A 22,219-nucleotide genomic window follows, 5' to 3' on the forward strand; every position below is an offset into this window, starting at 1 on the left:
ATAGATAGATAGCGAGTTGGAAGTCATGATGACTCCTCAAAAAAAACATAATCACAGTTGGTGTTCTGGCTTGAAGGAGGGACCTACATTGGGCAAGGCATTTGGAGTACTGGCCTGTACGACGCTGATCGCAGCGTCAATGTGGCTGGCCAATCTCGGCAACACGACCAGGAAGGTCGCTGCTGATGTCGAGAATAACGGTCAGTCTGTATCGGGGCGTCAACTACGCTCTGCTCGTTACTATCTGAGTCTGGGGACTCAATATTACGAACGAGGGCAATTCGCCGAAGCGGTAGAGGTGCTCGAAAAAGCCTCTGTCTCTCCGGGACGACTGTCCTCGGCCGAGTTCCGCAAAATGAACGAGTACCTGGGCAGGGCTCGTACAAGAGCGGCTGCTCCCCGGGAAAAACAGATTGTCCGAGCACAGTCTCCTGCATCCGACACCGAATACACGACTAACTTTTCGAGTCATGCCGGAAAGTCTCCGGAAGAACAGAAGCAACTGGCACGACAGTTACTTCAGTCTGCTCGTGAAGATATTAAACTGAATGAACTGGCCAAAGCCCGTCAGAAGGCAGGACAGGCCGCATCCATGCGACTGGAGTATGGTCCGTTCGAAGAACGTCCCGAACAGGTTCTCGCATCCATTGCTCGCGCCGAACAACGCATGCAGCAGAATGCTCCCATTCAACAGACTGGTGGATTTAACAGCCAGAACTCACAGGTGATGCAGGTCGCAGGTAGCGAAGAACCAGCCGGAAGTAATCCCTTCTCACCTTCCGCTGCAAATCCATTTGATGGTAGCCAGGACAGAATACTGACTGAAAAAGAGCAGGCTTCCGTACTCCTTAAGCAGGCTCGCCAATCATTAAACTCTGGCAACTACGATGATGCCCGCACCCTCGCTTTGCAGGCTCAGGATTATGATGTTGCCTACAAACTGTTTGAAGAACGCCCTCAGCATATTCTGTCTGAGATCGAACGTAAAACCGGTTCCAAAATTTTCGCTGGCAAAATGGAATCAACTCAACAGATCGCACAGTCTTCCGCTGGTTCGTCTGAGAAAGACCAGTCAGCACGATTACTGAAACAGGCTCGCGCAGAGCTGCAGTCAGGACGACTTGATTCCGCACGGGTTCTGGCTCAACAGGCCAGCCAGCTGGATGTCGCCTATCGACTGTTTGACGATCGCCCGGAACTGGTACTCGACGAGATTAAACGTGCCCAGTCTGGAGCAGATTCACTTGCTTCCGCAGGTAATACGGGTTCAGCCCGGTTAACTGCGACTGAGGGAGCTTCAAAAGAACAGGCTGGCGAATTGTTACGCCTGGCTCGTCTTGATATTAAGAAAAGAAACTTCGCAGGAGCTCGCCAGAAGGTTCAACAGGTTCAGGGAATGAAAGTTTCTTATGACCTGTTTGACGACCGCCCTGAACTGGTTCTGGCAGCCATTGATCGTATCTCTGACGAAGCCGCTACCATTTCCGGTATCAAAGGCCTTCAGCAGAACCAGGATGCCATCCGACCACGGGTTAATCGCCTGATGGAACAGGCACAGCTTGCCCTGCAGCAGGGGAATAAAGATGAAGCATTGATGCTGGCATCCTCTGCTCAGAAACTGGCTGAAACTCTGAACATGGAATTTGCTTCTACCAGCGAATCTCCCTCTGCTTTCATCAAGCGGGTGGGAACCAGCTCGGCAAACAAATTTAACCCTGGTAATACTGCCAGTCAAAAGAACAATCCTGAATATGCACGCAAGCTGATTGCCGCTGCCCGGAACGATTTAGCACAAGGGCGAATCGAAGATGCACGACAGAAAGCGGAAGCAGCTCAGCAGGTAGATACTGCCTACAGTCTGTTTGAAGATCGTCCCGAACAGGTTCTGGCTGACATCCGCAATATGGCCGGTCAACCAGGTGGACTCTCAGAGGAACAACTGTATGCCGCTGAAAATGAACGTAAAAAACAGTTCTCTCAGAAACTGGTTGCACAGGCAAGAACCGATTTGAAAGCCGGTCGTCTTGATTCTGCCCGGGTAAATGCCCAGGAAGCATTGCGAGTCGGCGTGGAATTCAAACCTGGTGAAGACAGCCCGCAGTCAGTCATGCGAGATCTGGAATCCCGCACGGCAGCACAGCCTGAACGGGTTGCCCGGATGAAGAAGAATGAAGCCAGTGAGATCGCCGTGATTCATCCCGGTGCATCAGCTCTGGAACTGTATAACCTCGGTATGCAACACCTGTCTGAAAACAATCGGGAGGCTGCTTACCAGTCATTCCTGGCTGCTTACCAGTCGGGTGAAAAACTGGACAATCACCGTGCACAACAGCTGCAGGATGCAGTACGCGAACTGGCTCCTTCACGGGCAGACAGAATCCGCCTGGTCAAGAACCAGAGTACTTCAGACAACCCGGCTGTCGGTTCGCAGGAACCCAGTAACATTGATCTGGTTCAGCAGAAACAGGCAATTGAATTCAGTCGCCTGCGATCTGATGTACTGAATGCGATCTTTAAAGCAGAAAGAATGCGGGAATCGGCTCCTACCGACGCGTTAAGCATTATCGATCAGACCATGTCAAAAGTCGAAAACTCCAGTCTGGATAAAAAATCGACTGCTACTCTGATCGGTTCTCTGCAGCGAACACGCGAGTCCATTGACTCCTTCCGCAATCAGGTCGCCCCTCTGGAAGAACTGAAAAAGAAGAACCAGGAAGTTGAAGAATATATTGATGCTCGCATCAAAAACAAAATCCGGGTCGAACAGGAACTGGCCGATCTGGTAGAAAAATTCAACGAACTGGTCGATCAGCGTCGCTATGCGGAAGCAGAAGTGATTGCGAAACAGGCTAAAGACCTTGATCCACAGAACCCAGTAGCCGAAACCATGAAATTCAAGTCCATGTTTTTGCGACGGGAAGCTTCCAACAACTCCATGCGGGAACGGAAAGAGGCAAACGTCTGGAGTCAGCTGAATGATGTGGAAGAAGCTCTGGCAGATGCTTACACACCAGATATCAAGTTTGGTCACGATGCCAAAGAGTGGGCAGAACTGGTCAAACGACGTGAAAAATATCATGTCAAAAACCATAACCAGAAAACAGAACGGGAACTGCAGATTGAAGAGAGCCTGGATCGCCCGGTTAACCTTCAGTTCGAAAGTGAACCTCTGACAAATGTCATGACCAAGATTGGGACTCTTACCGGGATCAACATCTTCCTGGATGGTCTGGGACTCGAAGAAGAAGGGGTCACTCCCAGTGCTCCTGTGACGATCAACGTCAATGGAATCAAACTGCGAAGTGCCTTGAATCTGTTGCTCGAACCGCTGAATCTGTCATACACAATTGACAATGAAGTATTGAAAATCACCAGTCGCATCCGTCAGCAGGGAACTTTGAAAACTCAGACTTACCCGGTGGCTGACCTGGTCGTACCGATTCCGAACTTTGCCGCCAGTGGCAGCATGGCCGCCAATCCCTACAGTCAAATGGGAGCGATCAGCTATGGTTCCGGCATGGGGGGGAATCAGGCTGCTCCTGGTAACTTCCAGGTTGCTGACCCTGTGATGGGTGGTGTACCCGGCTCCAATCCCTGGAACAACAATGGGGCAACATCCCAGGTTGCCGGTGGTGGATCCAACATCGACTTTGATTCTCTGACCGAACTGATTGTCTCAACCGTCGAACCAGATTCCTGGGAAGAGATTGGTGGAGCAGGCAGTGTTCGTCCTTTTGAAACAACATTGAGTCTGGTGATTCGTCAGACGCAGAAAGTCCATGATGAAATTGCGAATCTGCTGGAACAGCTGCGAAGATTGCAGGACCTGCAGGTTACAATCGAAGTTCGCTTTGTCACCGTGTCTGACCGGTTCTTCGAACGAATTGGAGTCGACTTTGACTTCAACGTCGCTGATACCGTAGGTGGTCCGACTGTGGACGACAACGGCAACCCGGTTCCTGGTTTCGGTCAGGTCAATCTGCTGAACAGTCAGACCGGTGGTGGTGGTCAGCAGGGACAGCAGGGACAGCAGGGGCAGACGACCACAACGAGTGGTCAGACGGGGAGTGAAGGGGTCGCACCTTTCAGTAACCCGCCAACTCGAACCCTGTTAAACTTCGACAACTGGCCTAAAGATGGAACTGTTGTCGGGATGAGTTCTCCGGACTCCTTCACTCCCGACCTCGATGTGCAGTTCCGTCAGGGATCATTTGAAATCGGTGTACCTGAATTCGGTAGCTTCAATGCAAACGCCGGTGTGAACGTGGGTCTGGCTATTCTGAGTGACATCGAAGCCTTCTTCTTTATCAACGCTGCTCAGGCAGATGAACGATCGAACCTGATGTTTGCTCCGAAAGTGACACTCTTCAACGGTCAGGTTGCCTTTGTGACCAGTAACGTATCGCGACCATTCGTGATCAGCCTGGTGCCAACGGTAGGTAACTTCGCTGTCGGGTTCACACCGATTATCGCAAACATTCCTGAAGGGGTCTCCTTAACAGTCTCGGCTGTGATCTCTGCAGACCGTCGTTATGTACGACTCTCCGTCAATCCTAACTTCACCAACGTCACCGACGTCTTTACCTTCTCCTTCCAGGGTGGGACTACCGGCGGCCAGCAGGGCCAGCAGGGTCAGCAAGGCCAACAGGGTGGCCAGTTGGGTCAGCAGGGTGGTGGAAACTTCGGAAATGGAGTGGGAACAGGTGTTGGTGGTATCGGTGGTGCCGGCGGCACAGGCCAAACGGGCCAGGGTGGCCAGCAAGGTCAACAGGGCCAGCAAGGTCAGCAAGGCCAGCAGGGTGGTGGTCTGGGTACCACGACGATCCAGCAGCCTGTGGTCGAGCAGGTGACTGTAACAACCACAGTCAGTGTGCCCGATGGTGGTACTGTGCTCCTGGGTGGTGTCAAACGACTCCGTGAAGGTCGCAGTATGGCCGGTGTTCCGATTCTGAATAAACTGCCCTATGTCAGCCGTCTATTCAAGAATACCGGAGTGGGACGTGAAACGGAAAGCCTGATGATGATGGTCACTCCCCGTATCATCATCCAGGAAGAAGAAGAGGAAGCTCTCCTCGGATACTAAGGAAAACGGAGTTGCCCACACTTGTGGGCGACTCCACGAAGTTGCAGATCGCGGGATCTGCAGAGGGGCTGATCGTCAGCAGCCCCGGGCTCTGGCCGTCGCGAATTCTCCCCCCCTGATTCGCGGCGGCTTTTTTTGTTTTTATCGATCAAGCCTGTTCTTTGAGTTTCGATTCAGACCAGACAGATGAATCGATCTTGTAATAAAAACCTGATTTCAACTAAACTTTCGCCGATATAAATTTTCATTGAGCGTCTTTTAAAGGAATGAAAAGCGTGATATCAAGAAAGACTTTTCTGATTGTCGCAGCGGCTTTGTGCTCATCTGTCTGGATGGGAAATCAAACTTCACTTCAGGCTCAGACGCCTGAGACCTATCGAGTCAAAATGGTGACCACGCGCGGAACATTCCATATTGATGTCACTCGGAACTGGTGTCCGAACGGGGCAGATCAGTTCTACAAACTGGTACAATCAGGGTTTTATAATAACTGTGCTTTTTTTCGAGTCATCGATGGCTTTATGGCGCAGTTCGGTATTAATGGTGACCCGGAAATCCAGAAGAAGTGGCGGGATCGGATGATTCAGGATGACCCGGTAGTCAAGTCCAACCTTAAAGGCTACGTCTCGTTTGCAAAGACGGGCGCCCCCCATTCAAGAACAACTCAAATCTTTATCAACTACGCTGATAATCGCAGGCTCGACGGATATGGATTTGCGCCTTTCGGATTCGTGTCTCAGGCCGATATGAAGATTGTGGAGGCACTGTACTCCGGATATGGTGAAGGCTCTCCGGCAGGCCGTGGACCTACACAGTCAAGAATACAATATGAAGGCAACCATTATCTGAAGCGAGAGTTTCCTCGCCTGGATTACATTATAAACGCATCCATTGTAGACAAATAAACGTCCTGTTTTTTGGTGGAAGAGTCGATACCAGATTACAGCAGAAGACCTTTACCCTCATTGCTGTTTTGATACTGCTCAGTCAGTCAGATGCGGTTGAAGAAAGAGTGCCTTTTTTTCGCCAGGCAGTGTAAAGTCAAAGCCACAGTTTTGAAAAAAGACGTCTGAGGATGTTACCACCATCACTTCCAGAATATTTCTCTGACGAGCCCGTTCTACACAGGCTGAAACCAGTTTTTTACCAACCCCAATTCCCTGCCGGTGATCGGCGACGACCAGACTGCGGATCTCAGCCAGTTTTCTGGAATAGATCTCCAGTGAAGCGAAGCCGACAATTTCCTCGTTTTCTTCGACCTGTTCCACCGCAACAAACCCGGTTTCCACTAATACATCCAGTTCTTCCGATGTCCGAGGTAAGATCTTTTCCTGCTCCACAAATGGGACAATAAATTCAGTCAGCTTACTGATATCCTCATGTTTTGTAGTACGGATGTGAATATTCTCAATCATTTAAGAAGAACTTCGTCATATAGAAAAAAGTTGATTTGTGCACACTTATTGTGAAGTGTGCACATCGAATTTCATCAAATCAGGAGTCGCGACTCTTTTTCTGAAGTCGGGAAAAGGCAGACTCTCTGGTGGTGCAACTCGAAGGCCTATTGGTTATGGTATCGATAATGACCATTACTGATGTCACGGCCGCAGTATAATTGATTGCCGGTAGATAAGGTAATGAGTCTATGAAAAAATCTCAGTTTTTAGTTTTATGTGGCTTTATCTGTCTGACTTTTACTGGTTGTAAAGGCTACTTTCAACCACAAGAGGATGCAGGTTCGGTCTCGGTAAGTTCCGATTCCCGGCCACGCAGAAGTACCCGATCAGAAGAAATGGAAGTTTACGTGAGTGACGAATCAACGCCAGGTTACTTATCTACAGCAAGTGGCTTGAAATACCGTATTGTTCGCGAAGGTAGCGCTGTGAAACCGGGACCGACTGATCAAGTGACCGTCCATTACCGTGGTACGCTGGAAGACGGTACTGAGTTCGACAGTTCTTACAGTCGCGGGCAAACCATTTCGTTTCCGTTGAATGGTGTGATTAGAGGGTGGACCGAAGGTCTGCAGTTGATCGGTGAAGGGGGAGAAGTCGAATTGATTATTCCTTCGGAGCTGGGATACGGCGCCCAGGGAATGCCACCAGTCATTCCAGGCGGAGCGACGTTACACTTCCGCGTTGAACTTTTCAAAGTAAATTAGCCTGATTTCAGGTTTAGTGGTTCGTTCCCAGGGCTAACCGGGGCGGGCTGAATAGATCGAGACACTCTAGACTGTGTCCAGTTTTACTGTAGCGTCTCCAGGGCTATTTGAACCGAGTATAATAGTTTGAGAGACGCTATGGTTAAATGTGATGCACTCTAGTTGAATAGGATACGTTCCAGTTGATTACGCGCACAATTGACTGATCTTTTTGTTATCTATCGAATCAATTCAGGAGAGAAACAGTGACCCACTGTTGGCATGATGTGACTCCGGGGCAGAACCTGCCTCGCGATTTCACCGCCGTGATTGAAATTCCGACCTTTTCCAAAGTGAAGTATGAGTTGGATAAAACAACGGGCCTGCTCAGGCTGGACCGCATGCTTTATTCCGCTGTCCATTATCCCGCCAACTATGGGTTTATTCCCCAGACGCTGGCTGAAGATGATGACCCGTTGGATGTACTGGTCCTGTGTCAGGAGCCCGTTGATCCCTTGACGATTCTGGATGCCCGGGCGATCGGTGTGATGACCATGATCGACAGTGGTAAGCCAGACCATAAGATCCTGGCTGTTGCTGTAAACGATCCGGAATATAACCCGTTTACAGAAGCTTCTGAACTGCCTCCACACCGACTGGCAATGCTGAGACGCTTCTTTCAGGATTACAAAATGCTGGAAGGTAAAACGGTTGAAGTAGAAGAATTTCAGTCAGCTTCCGCCGCGTTTCCGATCATTGAAGACTCTTTGCAACGCTATAGCAGTCAGCGACGTCGCGGTTTTCTGTAAGATGCCCGCGTGTTGATAGCTATTCCCATAAAAAAAAGCAGCTGTTTCTGATTCAGGAACAGCTGCTTTTTTCATGTCTAATTGCTATATCGTTTAAATCGGGTTATCCGCGTGGATCTGGATAGTCGGGATGCGAACGCGATGCAAGGCAGCTCGAATCTGTTCCTGAATGGCTGGCGTCAGTTGTTTCAATTCTGAGGTGAAAACCTGGTTGCCGAGGATCTGGTTGACGTTCAGCGTCGGACGATTTCCCAGATGATGATCGAGCTCGACCATCCGGACCGATCTTTCTTTAGTGGTTCGACTGAGAAAGACACGGGTGAAACGATTCTTTCCCTGCATATATGGTTTGACCTGCAGGCGAAAACTGGCTTTCCCCTGCAAGGCCATTTTGAGTTCCTGCAAGCGCTCATTGATCATCATCTGAACGTGGCTGGGCATGTCGATGGTCTGTTCGGTGATCTCATCGATACTCCCATTGAGCTGATACGTCTGCAGTGTGTCGGTTTCGTCTTGATAGCTGATTTTTACGGAGTAACCATCTTTGATACTGCCCACGAATAGAAGACAGAGGTTCTGTGTTGTCGTTACCGGAGCATGGTTGAACCCAAGTGGCAACTCGCGGCCTTTCGTATTTTTTTCACCCGAGCGGGATGCGACAGGGCCTTCCTGAGCAGAGTCCAGTGTGGGAGCCGGTTTATCTTTGTCCTCCGGTTTTTTGGGCGGGGGGGGATTTCCCACTGGTTTGACTGTGAATTTATAATTGCGATACAGCTTCTGAGATAAAGTGACCTCGATGGTCTGCTGTTTGGATGCACGGATCACACCCAGTTTCACGTTACTTCCCTTTGGGGAATCCAACACAAATTTACGGAGTGTATCGGAGGAAGTAATCGCCTTCCCGTTAAAGGTCGTCAAGACGTCATACATTTTGAGGCCTGACTGCCTGGCGGGAGAATCAGGCAGGACCAGCTTTACACTGACTCCCTGACCTTCTTTCATCATGTCCTTCAGCTGAGCAGACAGGGCGGCTTCAACCGGTTCGGTGACGATGCCTACGAAGTTTCGCAGGTGGGCCACTCCCGTGGGACTACTGGTGACTTGAATCCGGGCTTTCGCGCGACTGGGGGCAGAGGCCTCTTTGGACACTGCGGACATCGCCTGCTTTGCCGAAGCTGCATTGTTTTGTTTGACATTTGCCTGATCTGGTTTTTTCGCCGATACCGGCTGGTCATCTGCGAAAGCTGCTTGACCGGCCAGCAGAGAAAAAATGAGACCGCCCGTGATGAACCGTCGACACTGTTTCATTGTACTGCCTTGAATTGATTCGAGAAAGACCGCTCCCTCACCTGGTAACGCAAACATTTCCGTTCAGGATCGATCCTTCAAGTGGCCCGTATTAATAATTCCTACTTATCCGCTGGTTATAACATTGATTGCACAGTAACAGTTGACTACTGGCCGTTCCCGCCACTCTCGTCTCCGATGAGAGACAGGCTGGCTTTATTTACTGGAACAAAATCAATGGTTAATTCCGGCATCGACATTTTGACGTTGGAACCCGTCTTGGGATTCTCAACCGTAATGTTCGTCCATGAGAGTTCTGTTCGCTGTTCGACAGGTCCCATTTCCGTATTATAAAGTGTGATATCAATCGATTCATGAACATTCTTATCGATCCTGGGAGTCATTTCCATTGGGCTGTTGCCATGATCGACGACGACCAGTGTATTCGAATCCAGTACTTCGGAATCGTCAGTTTCTGTAATTGCTGCTGGCGTATTGTTGTCTGTTTCAGGTTGAATTGGTACGACACGATCGACGACCACTGGGTTTTCTTCAGCGGGAAAAAGAATCAATGCCAGTCCCACGGCCAGACAGGCACACAGGGCAGCAGTCAACAGGCCCAGTTTATAGGCGCGTTGATGTCCGGACGAGAACGGATCAGCGGTTTCGTTTCCCACTGTCTGTATCTGCTGGAATCGTTTTTCAAACTCTTCATCAGAGACTTCGGAAAGTTCCTGAAGTTCTGGAGGCATCTCCTGCTGAAAATATTCGCGCAGAACACTCTCCAGCTCATCATCATTCTCGAGCATTCCTGAAGTGTCATACGGTTTCATGATCTATCCCCACTTTTTCCAACTCTTCACACAGCCGCTTCCTCGATCGAGAAAGCCTCATATCAATAGCTGACGTTGAAGTATTGAGCGCTATCGACATTCGTTTTGATGACCATCCTAGTGCATAACGAAGTACGAGTACCTCACGGTCCTCGGCTCGAAGTTGTTGAAGTGCTAGCCTGACTCGGCTGTTTCTCTCTTCTTTCTCGAGACCCTCCGATGGATCTGAAGGTTTACCTACAATGCTGTCTAAATAGTCTGCAGGCCTCGCTGCATGATTCTGCCGACGGGCATAGTCGCGCAGCCAGTTTTGAGCAACAGTCAAAACCCAGGCCCGGATATTTCGAATTGACTCTATTTCTTGTGATTGTAAACGTACGAATGCTTCCTGAAGTGCGTCATATGCACGATCAGAGTCTGAGCACTGGGCATATAATAATGCCCAGATTTCTCGACCGTCACGTAAATATACCGCCTCAATCTCTGCCGACCACCGATTGGCCTGCTTATCAGGCATGCAAATTCCAATACGTTAGAAGAGGGATAATCTAAGTTCATTGGAGAGTGCCAGCTGCAAAATTCATCTTTGCCAGCCTTAAGAACACTCTGCTAACTCACATGCACTAGAATAGACGGTATCCAGCTCAGAATCTAACCTCCATTCAGCATAATTCGGGTTTCAGAACAGATTCTATCCCACCCTGCCCCCACTGTTTAACATCACACAGAAGGGCTGGAAAAACAGATCTGTTCCTATCTTATTTTATTATAGCCACTTATGTAAAAAGACTTCCTGGCGTCAAGCCAGGTCATCTGCTGTTGGGAATCTCACGTAAGTTCGGAAAAAGGGGGTGAGATTCAGTGAATGTCAGTTGGTATCTAAGAGAATATACCAGCCAATGCTGATGTGTTTTGAGTTACTGAATCGCCGAATAAGGGAGAGGTTCCAGATACCAGTGAGTGATTTTGGATACAGTTCCTTTGTATTTGTCCATCATTTTCATACGGTCCCATTCCGGGTGAGTACGAAATCCGACCCAGTGTTCCTCATGTGCAGCGCGATGAGGGGCGGAAAGCATGTACGTCAGGTTAGGGACATCGTCGCCAATCAACATTTCACCAAAGAACACAGGCGCCAGTTGCACATCTTCCATAATTTCAATCTCACCGGAATTGAACATGTCGACTTTCAGTTTTGCCAGCTTTTCGTTGTGGCTCTCGTAGGTCCGCAGCTCGAAGAAATTCGGGCCTTTCCCTTCCGGCGCTTTTAACTGAGGCATACCTTTAAATGCTTTCATCAGTCGGCTTTCAATCCGTGTGAACGCGGGAGAATCTTTGGGTAAAGAGAAATACTCGGCCGCAGCCTGGTGATATTTCTCGTCGGTTTCCAAAACATCATTCAACGAAGAGAACTGCTCCAGTGAATTAAAAGGAATCAGTACGTAGAGGGAATGGTCTTCTTTATCGTCGATCTGCTTGAAGACACCGACCTGGGTGATCCCGATCCGTTTTAATGCCGGCAGCAGCGCCTGCTCCAGATAATTGCTGACGATTGCCTGCTTGTCGGCTGAGCTTATGCGGTAGATGCGCAGTTCGTAAAATTGTTGTTTGGCTTTCGAGTCTGCGGACTGCGCACTCTGCGTGGCACCCAGCGCGACGGCGGCACCCAAGGTACCCGCCAGAAACTGTCGTCGGTCGGTTTTATTCTGATTCATGATCATCCTCGTTATTATGGAAAACTGATGCAGGGTTTGGTTCGAATCACAGACCCACGTCCGCTTTACTTGTTGACGGGGGCCAGAATGCGGGATGCGTTTTGTGGACTGTGATGAATTTTGTTTTTCGCCACGACCACTTTTTCAGGGAATTCGATCGTGATCGGTTCGCCTGTATTCGGGTTTGGTTCATAGAAGGGGGCACCCGTCGAAGCAACTGTCACGCGAATACGATGCCCTTTGTTGAACACCTGGCTCAACCAGCCGATATTGAAGGGGACTTTGTAAACCTCTCCCGGTTCCATAAAGACCTGCTGCTCGTAGCCATCACGATAGCGGGCGCGACGGATCATATCGATGATCAGAATCGAACGACCGTCCGGATAAACGTCTGTCACACGAACGATGAAATCGGTATCTTTCGCCGAGGAAGAGACCAGCAGTTCTGCTTTGACATTACCGGTCCACTCAACCGGCTCGGTCAGAGGATCGGTGGTGAAGGTGAGCACGTTCTCCTGTTCTTCCACTTTGCGGGCATCGCGGGCACCGGGGAAGCCACGTGCTTCAATCTTCGCGGGATTCAATGGATCGGCAATGATCTGAGTAAACGCGTCACCTTCGGTTGGTTTGTTTGTCGCCAGCTTGCCTTCAGGCTGCAGGTAGTAGGCTGTTTCGACGGTCTTAAGCGGCCAGTCTTCCAGTGCCCGCCATTCGTTGCCCGGTGCACCCGGTTCTCCGACTGCTCCCATCGCGTAATAACGGACGTTGGGATCATTCTCGATACCGTTGTCGACTCCTTTGAGGTAATGATCAAACCAGCGGATCATCTCGGTCATCATGTCGAAGTTGGCGTTCTCGGGGTATACCATTTCACCCACTTTATTGACCTTGTTGAAGCGACCATGCAGCCAGGGGCCGACATACAACTTCTGCTGACCCCGTGAATTTGGGCCCCCTTTGTGCTGCCGTCCGATGAAACTCTGCACGGAGCCGACACACATAAAATCGTACCAGCTGCCTACGGTAAAGCAGGGGACATTCATCTTATCAAAATGCAGCGAAGCGTCTTCCGCTCTCCAATAGTCATCGTAGTCAGGATGCGAGAACCATTCTTTCATCAGCGCCCGGTTGTGTGCAGGCACGCGGCTGACAGCGTCCATCCCTTTAAATCGATTCGGCTTGGCAGCGCCGCCGATGAAATAACCTTCATCGTACAGACTGAGGCCGGTATCGATCATGAACTGACAGACCAGATGCGGTGGCTGTGTGACCGCCAGGTAATTCTGAGCATAACCGGCCTGTGAACTGCCGAAGGTTCCGATCTTGCCGGTCGACCAGGGCTGTTTAGCCAGCCATTCGACGACATCGTAGCCGTCCCGCTTCTCCCCCCACTGCAGATCGCGATAGCCAACCCAGGTTCCTTCAGACAACTGCGAGCCACGGAAGTTGACGCCACACACGACGTACCCGTGCGAGGCCATTTCCGCGAAAGAGAGTCGTCCCCCTTTACTCCGCAGGCTGGCATACCGCTGTTCCATCAACACCGGCCAGGGACCTTTGCCATCGGGTATATACAGATAGGCTGAGAGTTTGACACCATCCCGCATGGGAATCATCACATGTTTTTCAGTCACGCCATCAAATTCGAGCGGAGGATCGGCGGCGGACAGGAGGGAAGGGGACAGAAGCAGTGCAGCCATTAGCAGGCAGGCGTAGGCCAGTTTTTGCATGGGTTTTCTCCGGCTGGATAATCTGGGTAGGAATTGTTCTCCTTCGATTGTGGCTAACCCCCGCGCAGACAGCAAGGATAAATACGGTTTGATCTGAAGTCTTGTCACTGAAACGATTTCTGCACCTGACAGCATTGACACACGCTACACGCGGTATCACAAAAACAGGGCAGGCATTACAGGCGTCAAATTTGCCTGAGAAATCATTTTATCAGGGACGAAAAACGGGCAGAATCCTTTCGTAAACCGAAAAAAGGGGGTATGCTACCGCCAGAGCCCGATTCACGATCTCCATTTTCGGAACCGGCTCCCCACGATTCTCGCCCGGCGAACCTTTGCTGCGGCTGATGAATCTATCAGTGACAAGCTGAACCTCAACGCCGCCGTAGCTCAGTTGGCAGAGCAACGCATTCGTAATGCGTAGGTCAGGAGTTCGACTCTCCTCGGCGGCTCTTTTAAGTCCTTGAGAACAATGCACTTATTGTCCTCTGTTCCCCTGGGCTTCTCTTCATTTTGGGTAGTGTCACCTAAAACGTCACTATCGTCTGCAACGGTCTCCCAAACCGCCTCGGCTGCTTTCTGGGCATTCCGTCCCACATAGTACTTCAGAGTCGTTTCAATATTGGCATGACGCATCAGCAGCATTAAAACGTCAGGCATTACCTTGAGAGACCAACGCTCGCCAAACGACCGTCTGAGATCATGGGCAGACGCGTAGCGGGGTTTTCGCTCTCCGGTTTCCTTATCGATGTTCCCTTTGTCACCGACGACAATACCAGCTGCCTCACCAATGTCAGCAACCAGCTTTGAGACCGTTGAGGCGAGCATTCTTTCCGTTCGCTTGATCCTGGCGATAGGATTGAAGACCGGGCCGGTCCGTTCATCCTCAGGGACGCTAGCGAGCAGGGCAGCAAACTCAGGGACGATTGGAAGCAATCGATCCCTTTTGCCTTTCTCGGCTTCCATGCGAATTCTCAGCATGGGACGTTTGCCGGAGAAATCAACCGATAGCTTATCTTCTCGATCCCAGTACAGTTCCAGTGATTCTGAAATTCTCAATCCAGAGTACCACAAGCCAATCAGCAGGAAACGCCATGAGAAAGCGTGTTTCTTTCCGCAGACCTTAGGAACTGCTGCCAGCATCAATTTGAATTCATCCAATGTGAGAGGACGTCCCCGCATTGCTTTCGTTTCCCGAATTCGTTTGAACTTTGGGAAGACTGGTACTTCCTGGATCAGCTTTAAAGAGGCTGCCCATTGCAGGGCTGTTTTGAGGTAAGCCAGATATCCCTTGATGCTGACGTCCTCCAGTCCCTGCGCTCTGAGTTCTTTCACAATCCTGCTGATCCCGTTGGCATCGACTTGAGAAAGCAGATTTGGCTTCAGGATATTTGCAACGTGATTAAAGGAAGTCGTGACCTTTTCAGATGATCGTTGCGCTAAACCAGGCACAACTTCTGTTTCGTAGCGTTCCCGGAATTCAGCCCACTTGATTTTTGTCGGCTCAAAATAGGTCCTGTCATTGAGTTCCTTTTCCAGGCGAGCGGCGAACCGTTCTGCCTCCCGTCTGATATTGGTTTTGGTGCTTTTCTGCTTTGTGCGACCACTGGCAGGATCGGTCCATTTTGCCTGAAAGAACTTGCCACCAGTCCGTCTGAAGATGCTCACTCTGATTGCTGCCATATATCGTTTCACCTTAATTGTTAGCCGTGTTTATTGTGTTGTAGGACGTATCCATCGTCTGAGAATCAATCGCGTTACACTCCATTCAGTGCGATTGTCGAGGGTGTCTATTGAAAACAGGTATTACGTCTTCAAATGAATTCGTTTAAACTGGGTTTCTGGCATTTCTCCTTTTCTGAGGTGACTTAAAATGACTGAAAAAAACAGATGGAAAGTTCTTCGTTTTCTGGGCTATGCCATTCCTATTTTGTTAGTGGTATATGTTTTGAGCATTGGTCCTGCCACTATTCTTTTGGATTATTCTAAAAGCAACTCAGGTTTAACTTACTACGAAGTAATGGATGATCCTAAGTATCAACAATATGAAGAGAGGATTGGAACGTTCTATACTCCTCTAGCATTGTTAATGGATAGTAACGAATCGTTCGCATATGTAGTCTACGAATACATAGAGTTATGTTTTGTGATTTTCCCTGTAGAATTCAAGAGTCCAATTGAGAAGAATCTAGGTATATAAGAATCCCCGAAGCGCAATAACTGCGCCTCGGGAGAAACAAGATCTTATTGCCGTTTTTCGATTACGGCTTCTGGCTCGCTGTGCTTTCGCAATTGATTCCAGGCTGAAATCAGGTTCAACGCTTCGCACCTGCTCAACCGAAACCTCAGATGCGTGCCATCCGTGAGAACGACATTGTATTCGTTCCCATCGTTATCGGCTTCATTGAACCCATTCAGAGCAATACGCTGACTCATCTCGATAGCAGATTCCATCAGAAATAAATCGGCTTTTCGTCTGGCATCCTCGCTGCTGTTTGCATTCTGAACCTGTAACATCACATCTTCGCTAATTGTCGGATTCATACCGAAGTGATGCCCCATTTGAATCTCAAAGAGTTCTGTTTCGTCCTCTTCAGAATCAACCAACTGGGTTTCCATCTCTGCTGGTTTATTTAAGGGTGACACAGTGTCACCCTTTTGTACGAAGGCCTGTGTGGCTGGATCAGCTTTGCTTTCCCCAACCTGGGTATCATCCTGGTTAGGCCACGGTTCCAGATCTGCAGGACTGATCGAACGGGCGATATAAGCCCGCTTGCGGACTTCTCCGGGCTCGCAGTGATCAAGCCTATAGTTCAAGTCACCGACAATCTGCTTGCACAGATCACGGGGACCATCGATCCTGATGAATGCGGGTGGTAGATCAAATTCGTTTTCAGGCCTCCAGGGAGTCGGAAGGGCAACACTGAGATTGCCATACTTACTACCGACACGAACGCGAATGTACCAGTGAGAGACAAAGCCGTCCTTGCTGTTGGCGATGCGTTCTCGGTTCAGGATAGCAGCAATCTCAGCAGCTGTTTTGGCTTTCTTGTACATCGTCGTGTGTGGTGGAGCTGATCTCCAGCAATCAGCTTGCCAGTCTTCAGGAACGTTGACCAGGTAAACCGGCCAGTCATGACGCGGGGCATCGACGCGTAGCACTTCGTCGGGTGCTGGAGTGCCGATGGTGGGGGCTTGCACCGGTTCCAGGGCTTTCCAGTTGGCTGCCTTGTGTGCCAGCTGATCAACTGCCGTTGATCGACCTTTGGGGGAGTTGAAGCCGTTCTCAGTGACGTTTTGAGAACCAGAGACGCACGCGGGGTTCGTGAATGTGGTATTCATCCTTAACCACCTTTCGTTACGCACAGGGCGTAAAAAAGAACCCATACTCTCACACACAGTTCCGAGGCGGAGTTGAAGCCGCCTTGGGGACCTCACGGTTACCCCACTCTGCGCAAGAGTATGGATTCTTGTTTCAACAGTTTTTTTCGGTTTAATTTTCAACTTGCCTTTCGGCTTTCGGGGCTTCGATTCTTATAACGAGCGATTGAATTGTCAATACGTTACAAAGTATTTCTGATAATTTTATTTTTCATCCCGTTTTAATACGAACGTTTTAGTCTTACCGGCGGTTAATAAGTATATTTTTATGCCTACATGATAGGGGGGGGTTCGAATCCCGTAGCAGTGTTTAGCTTCATAGTTATGCTCGTACTGATTGGTTTTGTTAAAAGGCAAATTATTTTGCCAAGTGTTTTGAAAGCAGAAAGTGGTGCAACTATGGGTAAATTTAAGTTAAACATTACGTTATTGACTGTAGAGATTCTTAGTACTTTTTGTTCAATCGGAGCAAGCATTGCAGCGGTACCCCTATCTTCCCATACGTCCCCAGTCGGGGACACCCACGACCGCGTGTAGGGTTTCGAGTTTTCTGGCCTTAATTACCATCCAGCGAACTCGTATTCCCTGCCGTTCTCAATCGTGAATGACCCCACAAAGTCGGGCTGGTTCGCGCTTCCCTTATACCGCTTGCGAAACATCACGCCCTGGTTTTCCTTGTTCCGATACTTTTTCGCCATCGTCCGTCAATCAGTTTGAGAATCACATTGCAGAATGTGTATCAATAGGCCGTTTCAATATTTGCTTATCAGTTTTGTTCACTGTTCATCGTCTTAGATGTATTCAGCGCTGTTTCTGAATCGTGGATACCCAGGTGGGGTTTATTGCCTGTTGACGATCAACCCTGATTAACCAACCACTGGGTTACCCCAATGTCAAGCAATCATTCCCCTCCTGCAGTGTTGAATCATCCTGAAACTCACAGTCCAGGATGACAAAACATAATTCAGCCAAGAAAGGTGGCATGACAGTTCAGCGCGTAACCGGAGCTAAGACTTTAATAGTCAAAAGTCCGTTTCGCTGTTCATTCCGATCCAGGCAGGTCTTTGCTCCACATTTCACGCCCACTCAGGGACGCCGCTTCCAACCTGTTTGCCAATCCAGGCTTCCACGGTAACTGCCGGGTACTACGTTCGCAGTGCTGGTTAGGCACATCGGAACTATTTCAACTCACTGCCAATTCGGGCTGTATGCCGCTGGTTGAAAACTTACGGCTGATATCCCCGTTCCGACACAATGACGGAACGAGGATCTGTATCAATAATCGCATTGTTTTCCCGAGTGGCCATTATGACCACTCGAAGAAAGAACGTGATGAAGCATATTTCCCGGGTGATCAAATTGAGCACCCGGGGAGAAGGTCTTATGGGTCGTACTCCCACTGATATGGGGAAAACTGAAACGGCTCGTACTGGGGCAGGCCAACGGCAACGGCTTCCTGCCGTCCAGTCACCAACTCTCGTTCCCTGCGCCGTTCATCTGCGATAGAGGCAAGGACCTGCCTTTCATGAAGCTTCACTTCGGCTGATCGGTCACGGTGCCTGTTACACTCAATCAGGGCTTCCTGGATCGACCATTCGTCGTTCAGGTCCAGGCGGACAATCACATGGTCTTCAACGATGCCTACTTCCTTGGCTGCCTGAAATCGCTTGTGTCCGTCAACGATGATCAGGTCCTGTGTAACCTGGATCGGACAGATAATGCCGTGTTGCTTCACAGATGCAATGAAACTGGGGTCAAGGTCGTACCCATATAGCGTGATGCTCAAGGGATGCATGGTCAATTTATTCAGACTGACGTGATTGAGAACGTAATTCATGAAACTCCTGTTGTTTCCATAAAGCCGAATTATTTATGATTCCTGTTTTGGATTAACGCTATCCAGGACGGGAACTATAAAATGCTTGACGGCAACGAATCAAAATCCCGAGAGACCAATAATCGGTTATGGCAGTCCTTCAAATCGGTCTCCATGGTGCTGGTGGCGTATATACTGAGTTTCGGTCCCGTTTTTTCTACCACCTATGTATTTTTTGGGCTGCTTGGTTGTGAGCCAGTGTTGAAGGTTTACTCCCCTGTGATTTGGCTTGCGGAAACCACCAATCTTGATTCCGTATTAGATTCCTATGCGTTGATGTGGCTCTGGCTCTGGGGATTGGTCATCACATTTTGAAAACGGGGACGCCGATTGAGAAACCTCCCAGAAATCAACCGACGCCCCTCGTTTCACTGAATCCAATTGCTGGGAAAACCAGCTATTTGCAGCCTGGTTAAAAGACAAATATTTTCAATTCGCAGTGTTCTGAATTCGGAAGGAAAGAGACACACAAAGTCCGACAGTTCCCTATGATCACGACATTTTTCAAATCAAAAGTAGTACCTACGGGGTCCAGAGGGGCCACTCAGACAGCCTGTTGCACGCCCGCTGTGGGCTGCTCTGTAGCGCTTCGACCTTCGGCTAATGCCTGAGACTGATCTTTATTCAACGCGCCCGTCTGGTAGCATCTGTCGCACTTCTTGCCGTTGCAGTATCCACAGACGGCAACCGGCTTGCGGTAGTTGATGGTATTCATCAGATTGGTGTAACAGGTCATGATGTCCTGCATTGCGTTAGGATTGCACCAGGCACCACCCGGACCACTCGACAGATTACCGAAGGCTTTCTTCATCGCGGTTGCGTGCTTCTGTACTTCCCGATACGGAGCCTGCATTTCCTTCACGTGATAGTCAGTCACAGTGTCGTCAGGCACAACAGGATCGGCAACGGGTTCCATTCCGCCCCACTCGGCAGGATCAAAGGTAATGCCCGGAGACGGCTCTCCTCTCCCCATCGCACGCTCATATTCGGCTTTCTGTTGATCAGCTGGCAATGCTGCAATCTCAACAGCCCGATCTTTGCTGACTTTCTTTGCGTTTAGCAGTTCGTCCCTGACTTCCGATCCAAGGTTGGTTGCCAGTTTATCAACGGCTTCGGCATACTTGGCATCGCGTTTGACCTGCTTTCCACTCATGCCAACTTCGTTGCCGATTCTTTCAGCCGTATTTCCCGGGGGGACATTTTGTCCCTCCGGGGATTCTTGGCGTTCTGTACCCCGCATTAAGAAATCTCTGTCGTTTTTCTTCTGGGAGTTATACAGCTTCCCGACCAGGTATGCCCGCTGTGAGGGGGCTACATTCCGCCGTCCGATCTGGTTGTTTATGATCCAGTCATGGACAGCGTCCCGGTCTGCAAATTCCAGCTGCTTGATGCGTGGCGGGGCAATCCGTTGCCGTTGTTCGTCCGTGAGAGTACGCCACACATTAAACCGGTTATGACCGTCGACCAGGATGCCTTCTGACTTCCAGACGATCAGGGGTTCCCGGAATTCACCGTCCGAGAGAATGTTGTCCCGCAGCTGGTCAGCCTCTTCAGTAGACAATGCGGGGCAAATCGATTGGAATTTCGCATAGATGCGGATTGCATCCAGCTTGCGGGTGTGGGAAACGGTTTCAGTGTCGGTAGTGGGATTTGAGATCAATTGATCATCCTTGATGAATGGAAGGTTTCAGTAAATCGTTTCGAGGCCATCCCAACCGGCCCCGACGCCGACCACTGGGTTGACAATCATTAAAACCTCAGTGGTCGGCAGAACATTAAAAAAGCCAATGACTGATTGACTGCCAGTGCTGGCGACTGGGGGGAGAGAGCCTAAATTCCCAGTCGCCAGCCAGCCTCACAGTTTGACTGTGAATGTTTCAATAACGGGGATCGGCTACCAAGCTGGAATGGCATGTTCCGCAGCCAATCCCCGGAAATGTGGTTCCTATGCCAGAAGGCAGCGTTTTCGAAGGTTTGCCATTCCGGCAACCAGTTCAGACCGGTCACCCCCTTTCAGGTAGTCGGGGTGCCGAAATTGCCCTTCCAGGTGGTTCAGCTTTACTACCTCAGGATGCATACGGTAGAAATTGTTGACTTGGTGGACGTGTTCCCGGTGCAACGCCTCTTCGACATAGCCGAGTTTTGTCAGTTCTTCACGAATACGAGCACTCCATCCAGTCCGCTCTTCAACAATCTCCTGATGTCGGGCGCGATGATCGGCAACATGCAAATCGTTGAATTCTTTCACCTTGTCACACAGTTCGATTGCTTTCTTATACAAGTCGAATCGATAAGCTGCGCTCACCTGACCGTCGAACAGGTCTTTTGAGGTTAGATTTTCGATGTCCTCAGACTCTGCTTTACTGCGCAGCTCTTCGTGTGTTTTGACATTGTCGTTGTGTTTGGTAATCTCCTTCACCAGTGGCACCAACGCTTTTTTTGTGTCGTCCGAATACCAGTCGCGTTCAGGGGGACTGGAAATTCTAAGGCTATGATTCATTTATGGCTCTCCTAAAATGGTTATTGAAATTTAAAACGCCGCTGCAGGTTAGCTACCGAAAACGAATCAGGTCTTGAAACCGCAGCTTGCGTTTCTCCTTCAGTGTGGCGAGTTTCAACTTATACAATCGGTCGCGCTCGCGTTGTTCATACACCTGGTCGACATTGAACACGATTCCTTCCTCGCGGATTTTTTGCTTTGCCAGTTCAACTTCTTTGGCCTTCCGTTCTGCAGACAGTTGCTGCCAATGTCGTTCAAAGTTTCTTGTTGTTTCGCTCTTTTCCGCCGACATCATTCCCTCGCTTAAAAGAATCTTCCGTGATAAAGGCCACTGGCCCTGTGGTTACAGGGCTGTGACTGTCTCTTGTTCGTTGGCATCCTGCTCGCGGGACTGCTTATCCAGGAACGTCAAGAAATCAGAACCTCGAACATATTTTCGCCGTCCGATGCTGATGGTCTTCAGCCCCTTCTTGACGGCATTACGAAACGCGTAGTGCTTCAGTCCTGACAGTTCCTTAAACTGACTGATCGGATAAACGCCGCCTTGCTGAATCGATGTGGTCTGAGTCATTTTGAGAACTCCCTTTCAAGTGATGCTTAATAGTGACACAGCGCGTTGCTGTCTTTGACGTATCTCAACATATCACAGGTTGAAAATTATGTAAGATCACAAACTCGTATTCCGAGTTTCCGGTTGATCAGATCGAATACTCATAAATTACATCTGTCCGAGCCATCCTGCAGTTTCGGCAACGTGTTCGCTTTTTGCTGAACCTATTGAACGGTTCCCCGTCTGGGGCTGTCCCAGTGATGTATGATGTCTTCACATCTTCATAAGCAGTTCGGTCAGTAGAGCGGCAAGCGG

The 22,219-nt window shown here is 49.7% G+C and carries 18 protein-coding genes, 1 tRNA gene and 1 pseudogene; 7 read left to right on the plus strand and 13 right to left on the minus strand.

Annotation, left to right across the window (positions count from 1 at the left end; translation table 11 throughout):
• Nucleotides 1–88: 88 nt before the first annotated feature.
• Complete coding sequence (locus ACN0YH_RS19265; protein ID WP_417381215.1) at nucleotides 89–5,083, plus strand: hypothetical protein; 4,995 nt, start codon at nucleotides 89–91, stop codon at nucleotides 5,081–5,083.
• Between the two features lie 275 nt (nucleotides 5,084–5,358).
• Nucleotides 5,359–5,988 (plus strand): peptidylprolyl isomerase, encoded by a 630-nt coding sequence (locus tag ACN0YH_RS19270; protein ID WP_417381216.1) that lies wholly within the window; start codon nucleotides 5,359–5,361, stop codon nucleotides 5,986–5,988.
• 78 nt (nucleotides 5,989–6,066) lie between these two features.
• Here the strand turns inward: ACN0YH_RS19270 and ACN0YH_RS19275 are convergent, their stop codons facing one another.
• Entirely contained in the window at nucleotides 6,067–6,498 is a 432-nt protein-coding gene (locus ACN0YH_RS19275; RefSeq protein WP_417381217.1) for a GNAT family N-acetyltransferase, read from the minus strand.
• Between the two features lie 230 nt (nucleotides 6,499–6,728).
• Between ACN0YH_RS19275 and ACN0YH_RS19280 the strand changes: the two genes are divergently transcribed.
• Nucleotides 6,729–7,244 carry an FKBP-type peptidyl-prolyl cis-trans isomerase gene (locus ACN0YH_RS19280; RefSeq protein ID WP_417381218.1) on the plus strand — a complete coding sequence of 172 codons (516 nt, stop codon included), beginning with the start codon at nucleotides 6,729–6,731 and terminating at the stop codon, nucleotides 7,242–7,244.
• 245 nt (nucleotides 7,245–7,489) lie between these two features.
• Nucleotides 7,490–8,032 (plus strand): inorganic diphosphatase, encoded by a 543-nt coding sequence (locus ACN0YH_RS19285; protein ID WP_002647797.1) that lies wholly within the window; start codon nucleotides 7,490–7,492, stop codon nucleotides 8,030–8,032.
• Nucleotides 8,033–8,125: 93 nt separating this feature from the next.
• Here the strand turns inward: ACN0YH_RS19285 and ACN0YH_RS19290 are convergent, their stop codons facing one another.
• The 5 genes from ACN0YH_RS19290 to ACN0YH_RS19310 all read right to left on the minus strand — a co-directional run bounded on the left by ACN0YH_RS19290 (nucleotide 8,126) and on the right by ACN0YH_RS19310 (nucleotide 13,597).
• Nucleotides 8,126–9,397, minus strand: a complete 1,272-nt coding sequence (locus ACN0YH_RS19290) for a PDZ domain-containing protein (protein WP_417381219.1) — start codon at nucleotides 9,395–9,397, stop codon at nucleotides 8,126–8,128.
• 89 nt (nucleotides 9,398–9,486) lie between these two features.
• Entirely contained in the window at nucleotides 9,487–10,152 is a 666-nt protein-coding gene (locus ACN0YH_RS19295) for a hypothetical protein (RefSeq protein ID WP_417381220.1), read from the minus strand.
• A complete protein-coding gene (locus ACN0YH_RS19300; protein WP_145231184.1) occupies nucleotides 10,139–10,669 on the minus strand; it encodes an RNA polymerase sigma factor in 531 nt (176 codons plus the stop codon). The genes ACN0YH_RS19295 and ACN0YH_RS19300 overlap by 14 nt, the downstream gene beginning before the upstream one ends.
• 400 nt (nucleotides 10,670–11,069) lie before the next feature.
• A complete protein-coding gene (locus ACN0YH_RS19305; RefSeq protein WP_417381221.1) occupies nucleotides 11,070–11,867 on the minus strand; it encodes an NIPSNAP family protein in 798 nt (265 codons plus the stop codon).
• Between the two features lie 65 nt (nucleotides 11,868–11,932).
• Nucleotides 11,933–13,597: a CocE/NonD family hydrolase gene (locus ACN0YH_RS19310; RefSeq protein WP_417381222.1), complete on the minus strand. Its 1,665-nt coding sequence runs from the start codon at nucleotides 13,595–13,597 to the stop codon at nucleotides 11,933–11,935.
• Nucleotides 13,598–13,976: 379 nt separating this feature from the next.
• Here ACN0YH_RS19310 and ACN0YH_RS19315 point away from each other — a divergent pair.
• A tRNA-Thr gene (locus tag ACN0YH_RS19315) sits at nucleotides 13,977–14,049 on the plus strand.
• 145 nt (nucleotides 14,050–14,194) lie between these two features.
• Here ACN0YH_RS19315 and ACN0YH_RS19320 read toward each other — a convergent pair.
• A pseudogene (locus tag ACN0YH_RS19320) lies at nucleotides 14,195–15,280 on the minus strand (tyrosine-type recombinase/integrase); the annotation flags it as partial.
• Between the two features lie 190 nt (nucleotides 15,281–15,470).
• Between ACN0YH_RS19320 and ACN0YH_RS19325 the strand changes: the two are divergent.
• Nucleotides 15,471–15,797: a hypothetical protein gene (locus tag ACN0YH_RS19325; RefSeq protein ID WP_417381223.1), complete on the plus strand. Its 327-nt coding sequence runs from the start codon at nucleotides 15,471–15,473 to the stop codon at nucleotides 15,795–15,797.
• A gap of 44 nt (nucleotides 15,798–15,841) precedes the next feature.
• Here ACN0YH_RS19325 and ACN0YH_RS19330 read toward each other — a convergent pair whose 3' ends face one another.
• Nucleotides 15,842–16,939, minus strand: a complete 1,098-nt coding sequence (locus ACN0YH_RS19330; RefSeq protein ID WP_417381224.1) for a hypothetical protein — start codon at nucleotides 16,937–16,939, stop codon at nucleotides 15,842–15,844.
• Between the two features lie 1,420 nt (nucleotides 16,940–18,359).
• On the minus strand, nucleotides 18,360–18,815 hold the full coding sequence (locus ACN0YH_RS19335) for a ParB N-terminal domain-containing protein (RefSeq protein ID WP_417381225.1): 456 nt from the start codon (nucleotides 18,813–18,815) through the stop codon (nucleotides 18,360–18,362).
• Between the two features lie 81 nt (nucleotides 18,816–18,896).
• Between ACN0YH_RS19335 and ACN0YH_RS19340 the strand changes: the two genes are divergently transcribed.
• On the plus strand, nucleotides 18,897–19,169 hold the full coding sequence (locus ACN0YH_RS19340) for a hypothetical protein (RefSeq protein ID WP_417381226.1): 273 nt from the start codon (nucleotides 18,897–18,899) through the stop codon (nucleotides 19,167–19,169).
• A 229-nt stretch (nucleotides 19,170–19,398) separates the two neighbouring features.
• Here ACN0YH_RS19340 and ACN0YH_RS19345 read toward each other — a convergent pair whose 3' ends face one another.
• The 4 genes from ACN0YH_RS19345 to ACN0YH_RS19360 all read right to left on the minus strand — a co-directional run bounded on the left by ACN0YH_RS19345 (nucleotide 19,399) and on the right by ACN0YH_RS19360 (nucleotide 21,925).
• Entirely contained in the window at nucleotides 19,399–20,514 is a 1,116-nt protein-coding gene (locus ACN0YH_RS19345) for a hypothetical protein (RefSeq protein ID WP_417381227.1), read from the minus strand.
• A 285-nt stretch (nucleotides 20,515–20,799) separates the two neighbouring features.
• Nucleotides 20,800–21,354, minus strand: a complete 555-nt coding sequence (locus tag ACN0YH_RS19350) for a hypothetical protein (RefSeq protein WP_417381228.1) — start codon at nucleotides 21,352–21,354, stop codon at nucleotides 20,800–20,802.
• 52 nt (nucleotides 21,355–21,406) lie between these two features.
• Complete coding sequence (locus ACN0YH_RS19355; RefSeq protein ID WP_417381229.1) at nucleotides 21,407–21,649, minus strand: hypothetical protein; 243 nt, start codon at nucleotides 21,647–21,649, stop codon at nucleotides 21,407–21,409.
• A 48-nt stretch (nucleotides 21,650–21,697) separates the two neighbouring features.
• The gene (locus tag ACN0YH_RS19360) at nucleotides 21,698–21,925 is read right to left on the minus strand and encodes a hypothetical protein (protein WP_417381230.1); all 228 of its coding nucleotides are present in this window, start codon (nucleotides 21,923–21,925) and stop codon (nucleotides 21,698–21,700) included.
• Between the last annotated feature and the right edge of the window lie 294 nt (nucleotides 21,926–22,219).

Source organism: Gimesia sp., assembly GCF_048262075.1.
Taxonomy (GTDB): Bacteria; Planctomycetota; Planctomycetia; order Planctomycetales; family Planctomycetaceae; genus Gimesia.

What these genes read in the sequence shown, in the direction of transcription:
- ACN0YH_RS19275 (WP_417381217.1), bottom strand. Translation starts at nt 6,498, where the DNA reads ATGATTGAGAATATTCACATCCGTACTACAAAACATGAGGATATCAGT.
- ACN0YH_RS19280 (WP_417381218.1), top strand. Translation starts at nt 6,729, where the DNA reads ATGAAAAAATCTCAGTTTTTAGTTTTATGTGGCTTTATCTGTCTGACT.
- ACN0YH_RS19290 (WP_417381219.1), bottom strand. Translation starts at nt 9,397, where the DNA reads ATGTTTGCGTTACCAGGTGAGGGAGCGGTCTTTCTCGAATCAATTCAA.
- ACN0YH_RS19295 (WP_417381220.1), bottom strand. Translation starts at nt 10,152, where the DNA reads ATGAAACCGTATGACACTTCAGGAATGCTCGAGAATGATGATGAGCTG.
- ACN0YH_RS19300 (WP_145231184.1), bottom strand. Translation starts at nt 10,669, where the DNA reads ATGCCTGATAAGCAGGCCAATCGGTGGTCGGCAGAGATTGAGGCGGTA.
- ACN0YH_RS19305 (WP_417381221.1), bottom strand. Translation starts at nt 11,867, where the DNA reads ATGAATCAGAATAAAACCGACCGACGACAGTTTCTGGCGGGTACCTTG.
- ACN0YH_RS19310 (WP_417381222.1), bottom strand. Translation starts at nt 13,597, where the DNA reads ATGCAAAAACTGGCCTACGCCTGCCTGCTAATGGCTGCACTGCTTCTG.
- ACN0YH_RS19325 (WP_417381223.1), top strand. Translation starts at nt 15,471, where the DNA reads ATGACTGAAAAAAACAGATGGAAAGTTCTTCGTTTTCTGGGCTATGCC.
- ACN0YH_RS19330 (WP_417381224.1), bottom strand. Translation starts at nt 16,939, where the DNA reads ATGAATACCACATTCACGAACCCCGCGTGCGTCTCTGGTTCTCAAAAC.
- ACN0YH_RS19335 (WP_417381225.1), bottom strand. Translation starts at nt 18,815, where the DNA reads ATGAATTACGTTCTCAATCACGTCAGTCTGAATAAATTGACCATGCAT.
- ACN0YH_RS19340 (WP_417381226.1), top strand. Translation starts at nt 18,897, where the DNA reads ATGCTTGACGGCAACGAATCAAAATCCCGAGAGACCAATAATCGGTTA.
- ACN0YH_RS19350 (WP_417381228.1), bottom strand. Translation starts at nt 21,354, where the DNA reads ATGAATCATAGCCTTAGAATTTCCAGTCCCCCTGAACGCGACTGGTAT.
- ACN0YH_RS19355 (WP_417381229.1), bottom strand. Translation starts at nt 21,649, where the DNA reads ATGATGTCGGCGGAAAAGAGCGAAACAACAAGAAACTTTGAACGACAT.
- ACN0YH_RS19360 (WP_417381230.1), bottom strand. Translation starts at nt 21,925, where the DNA reads ATGACTCAGACCACATCGATTCAGCAAGGCGGCGTTTATCCGATCAGT.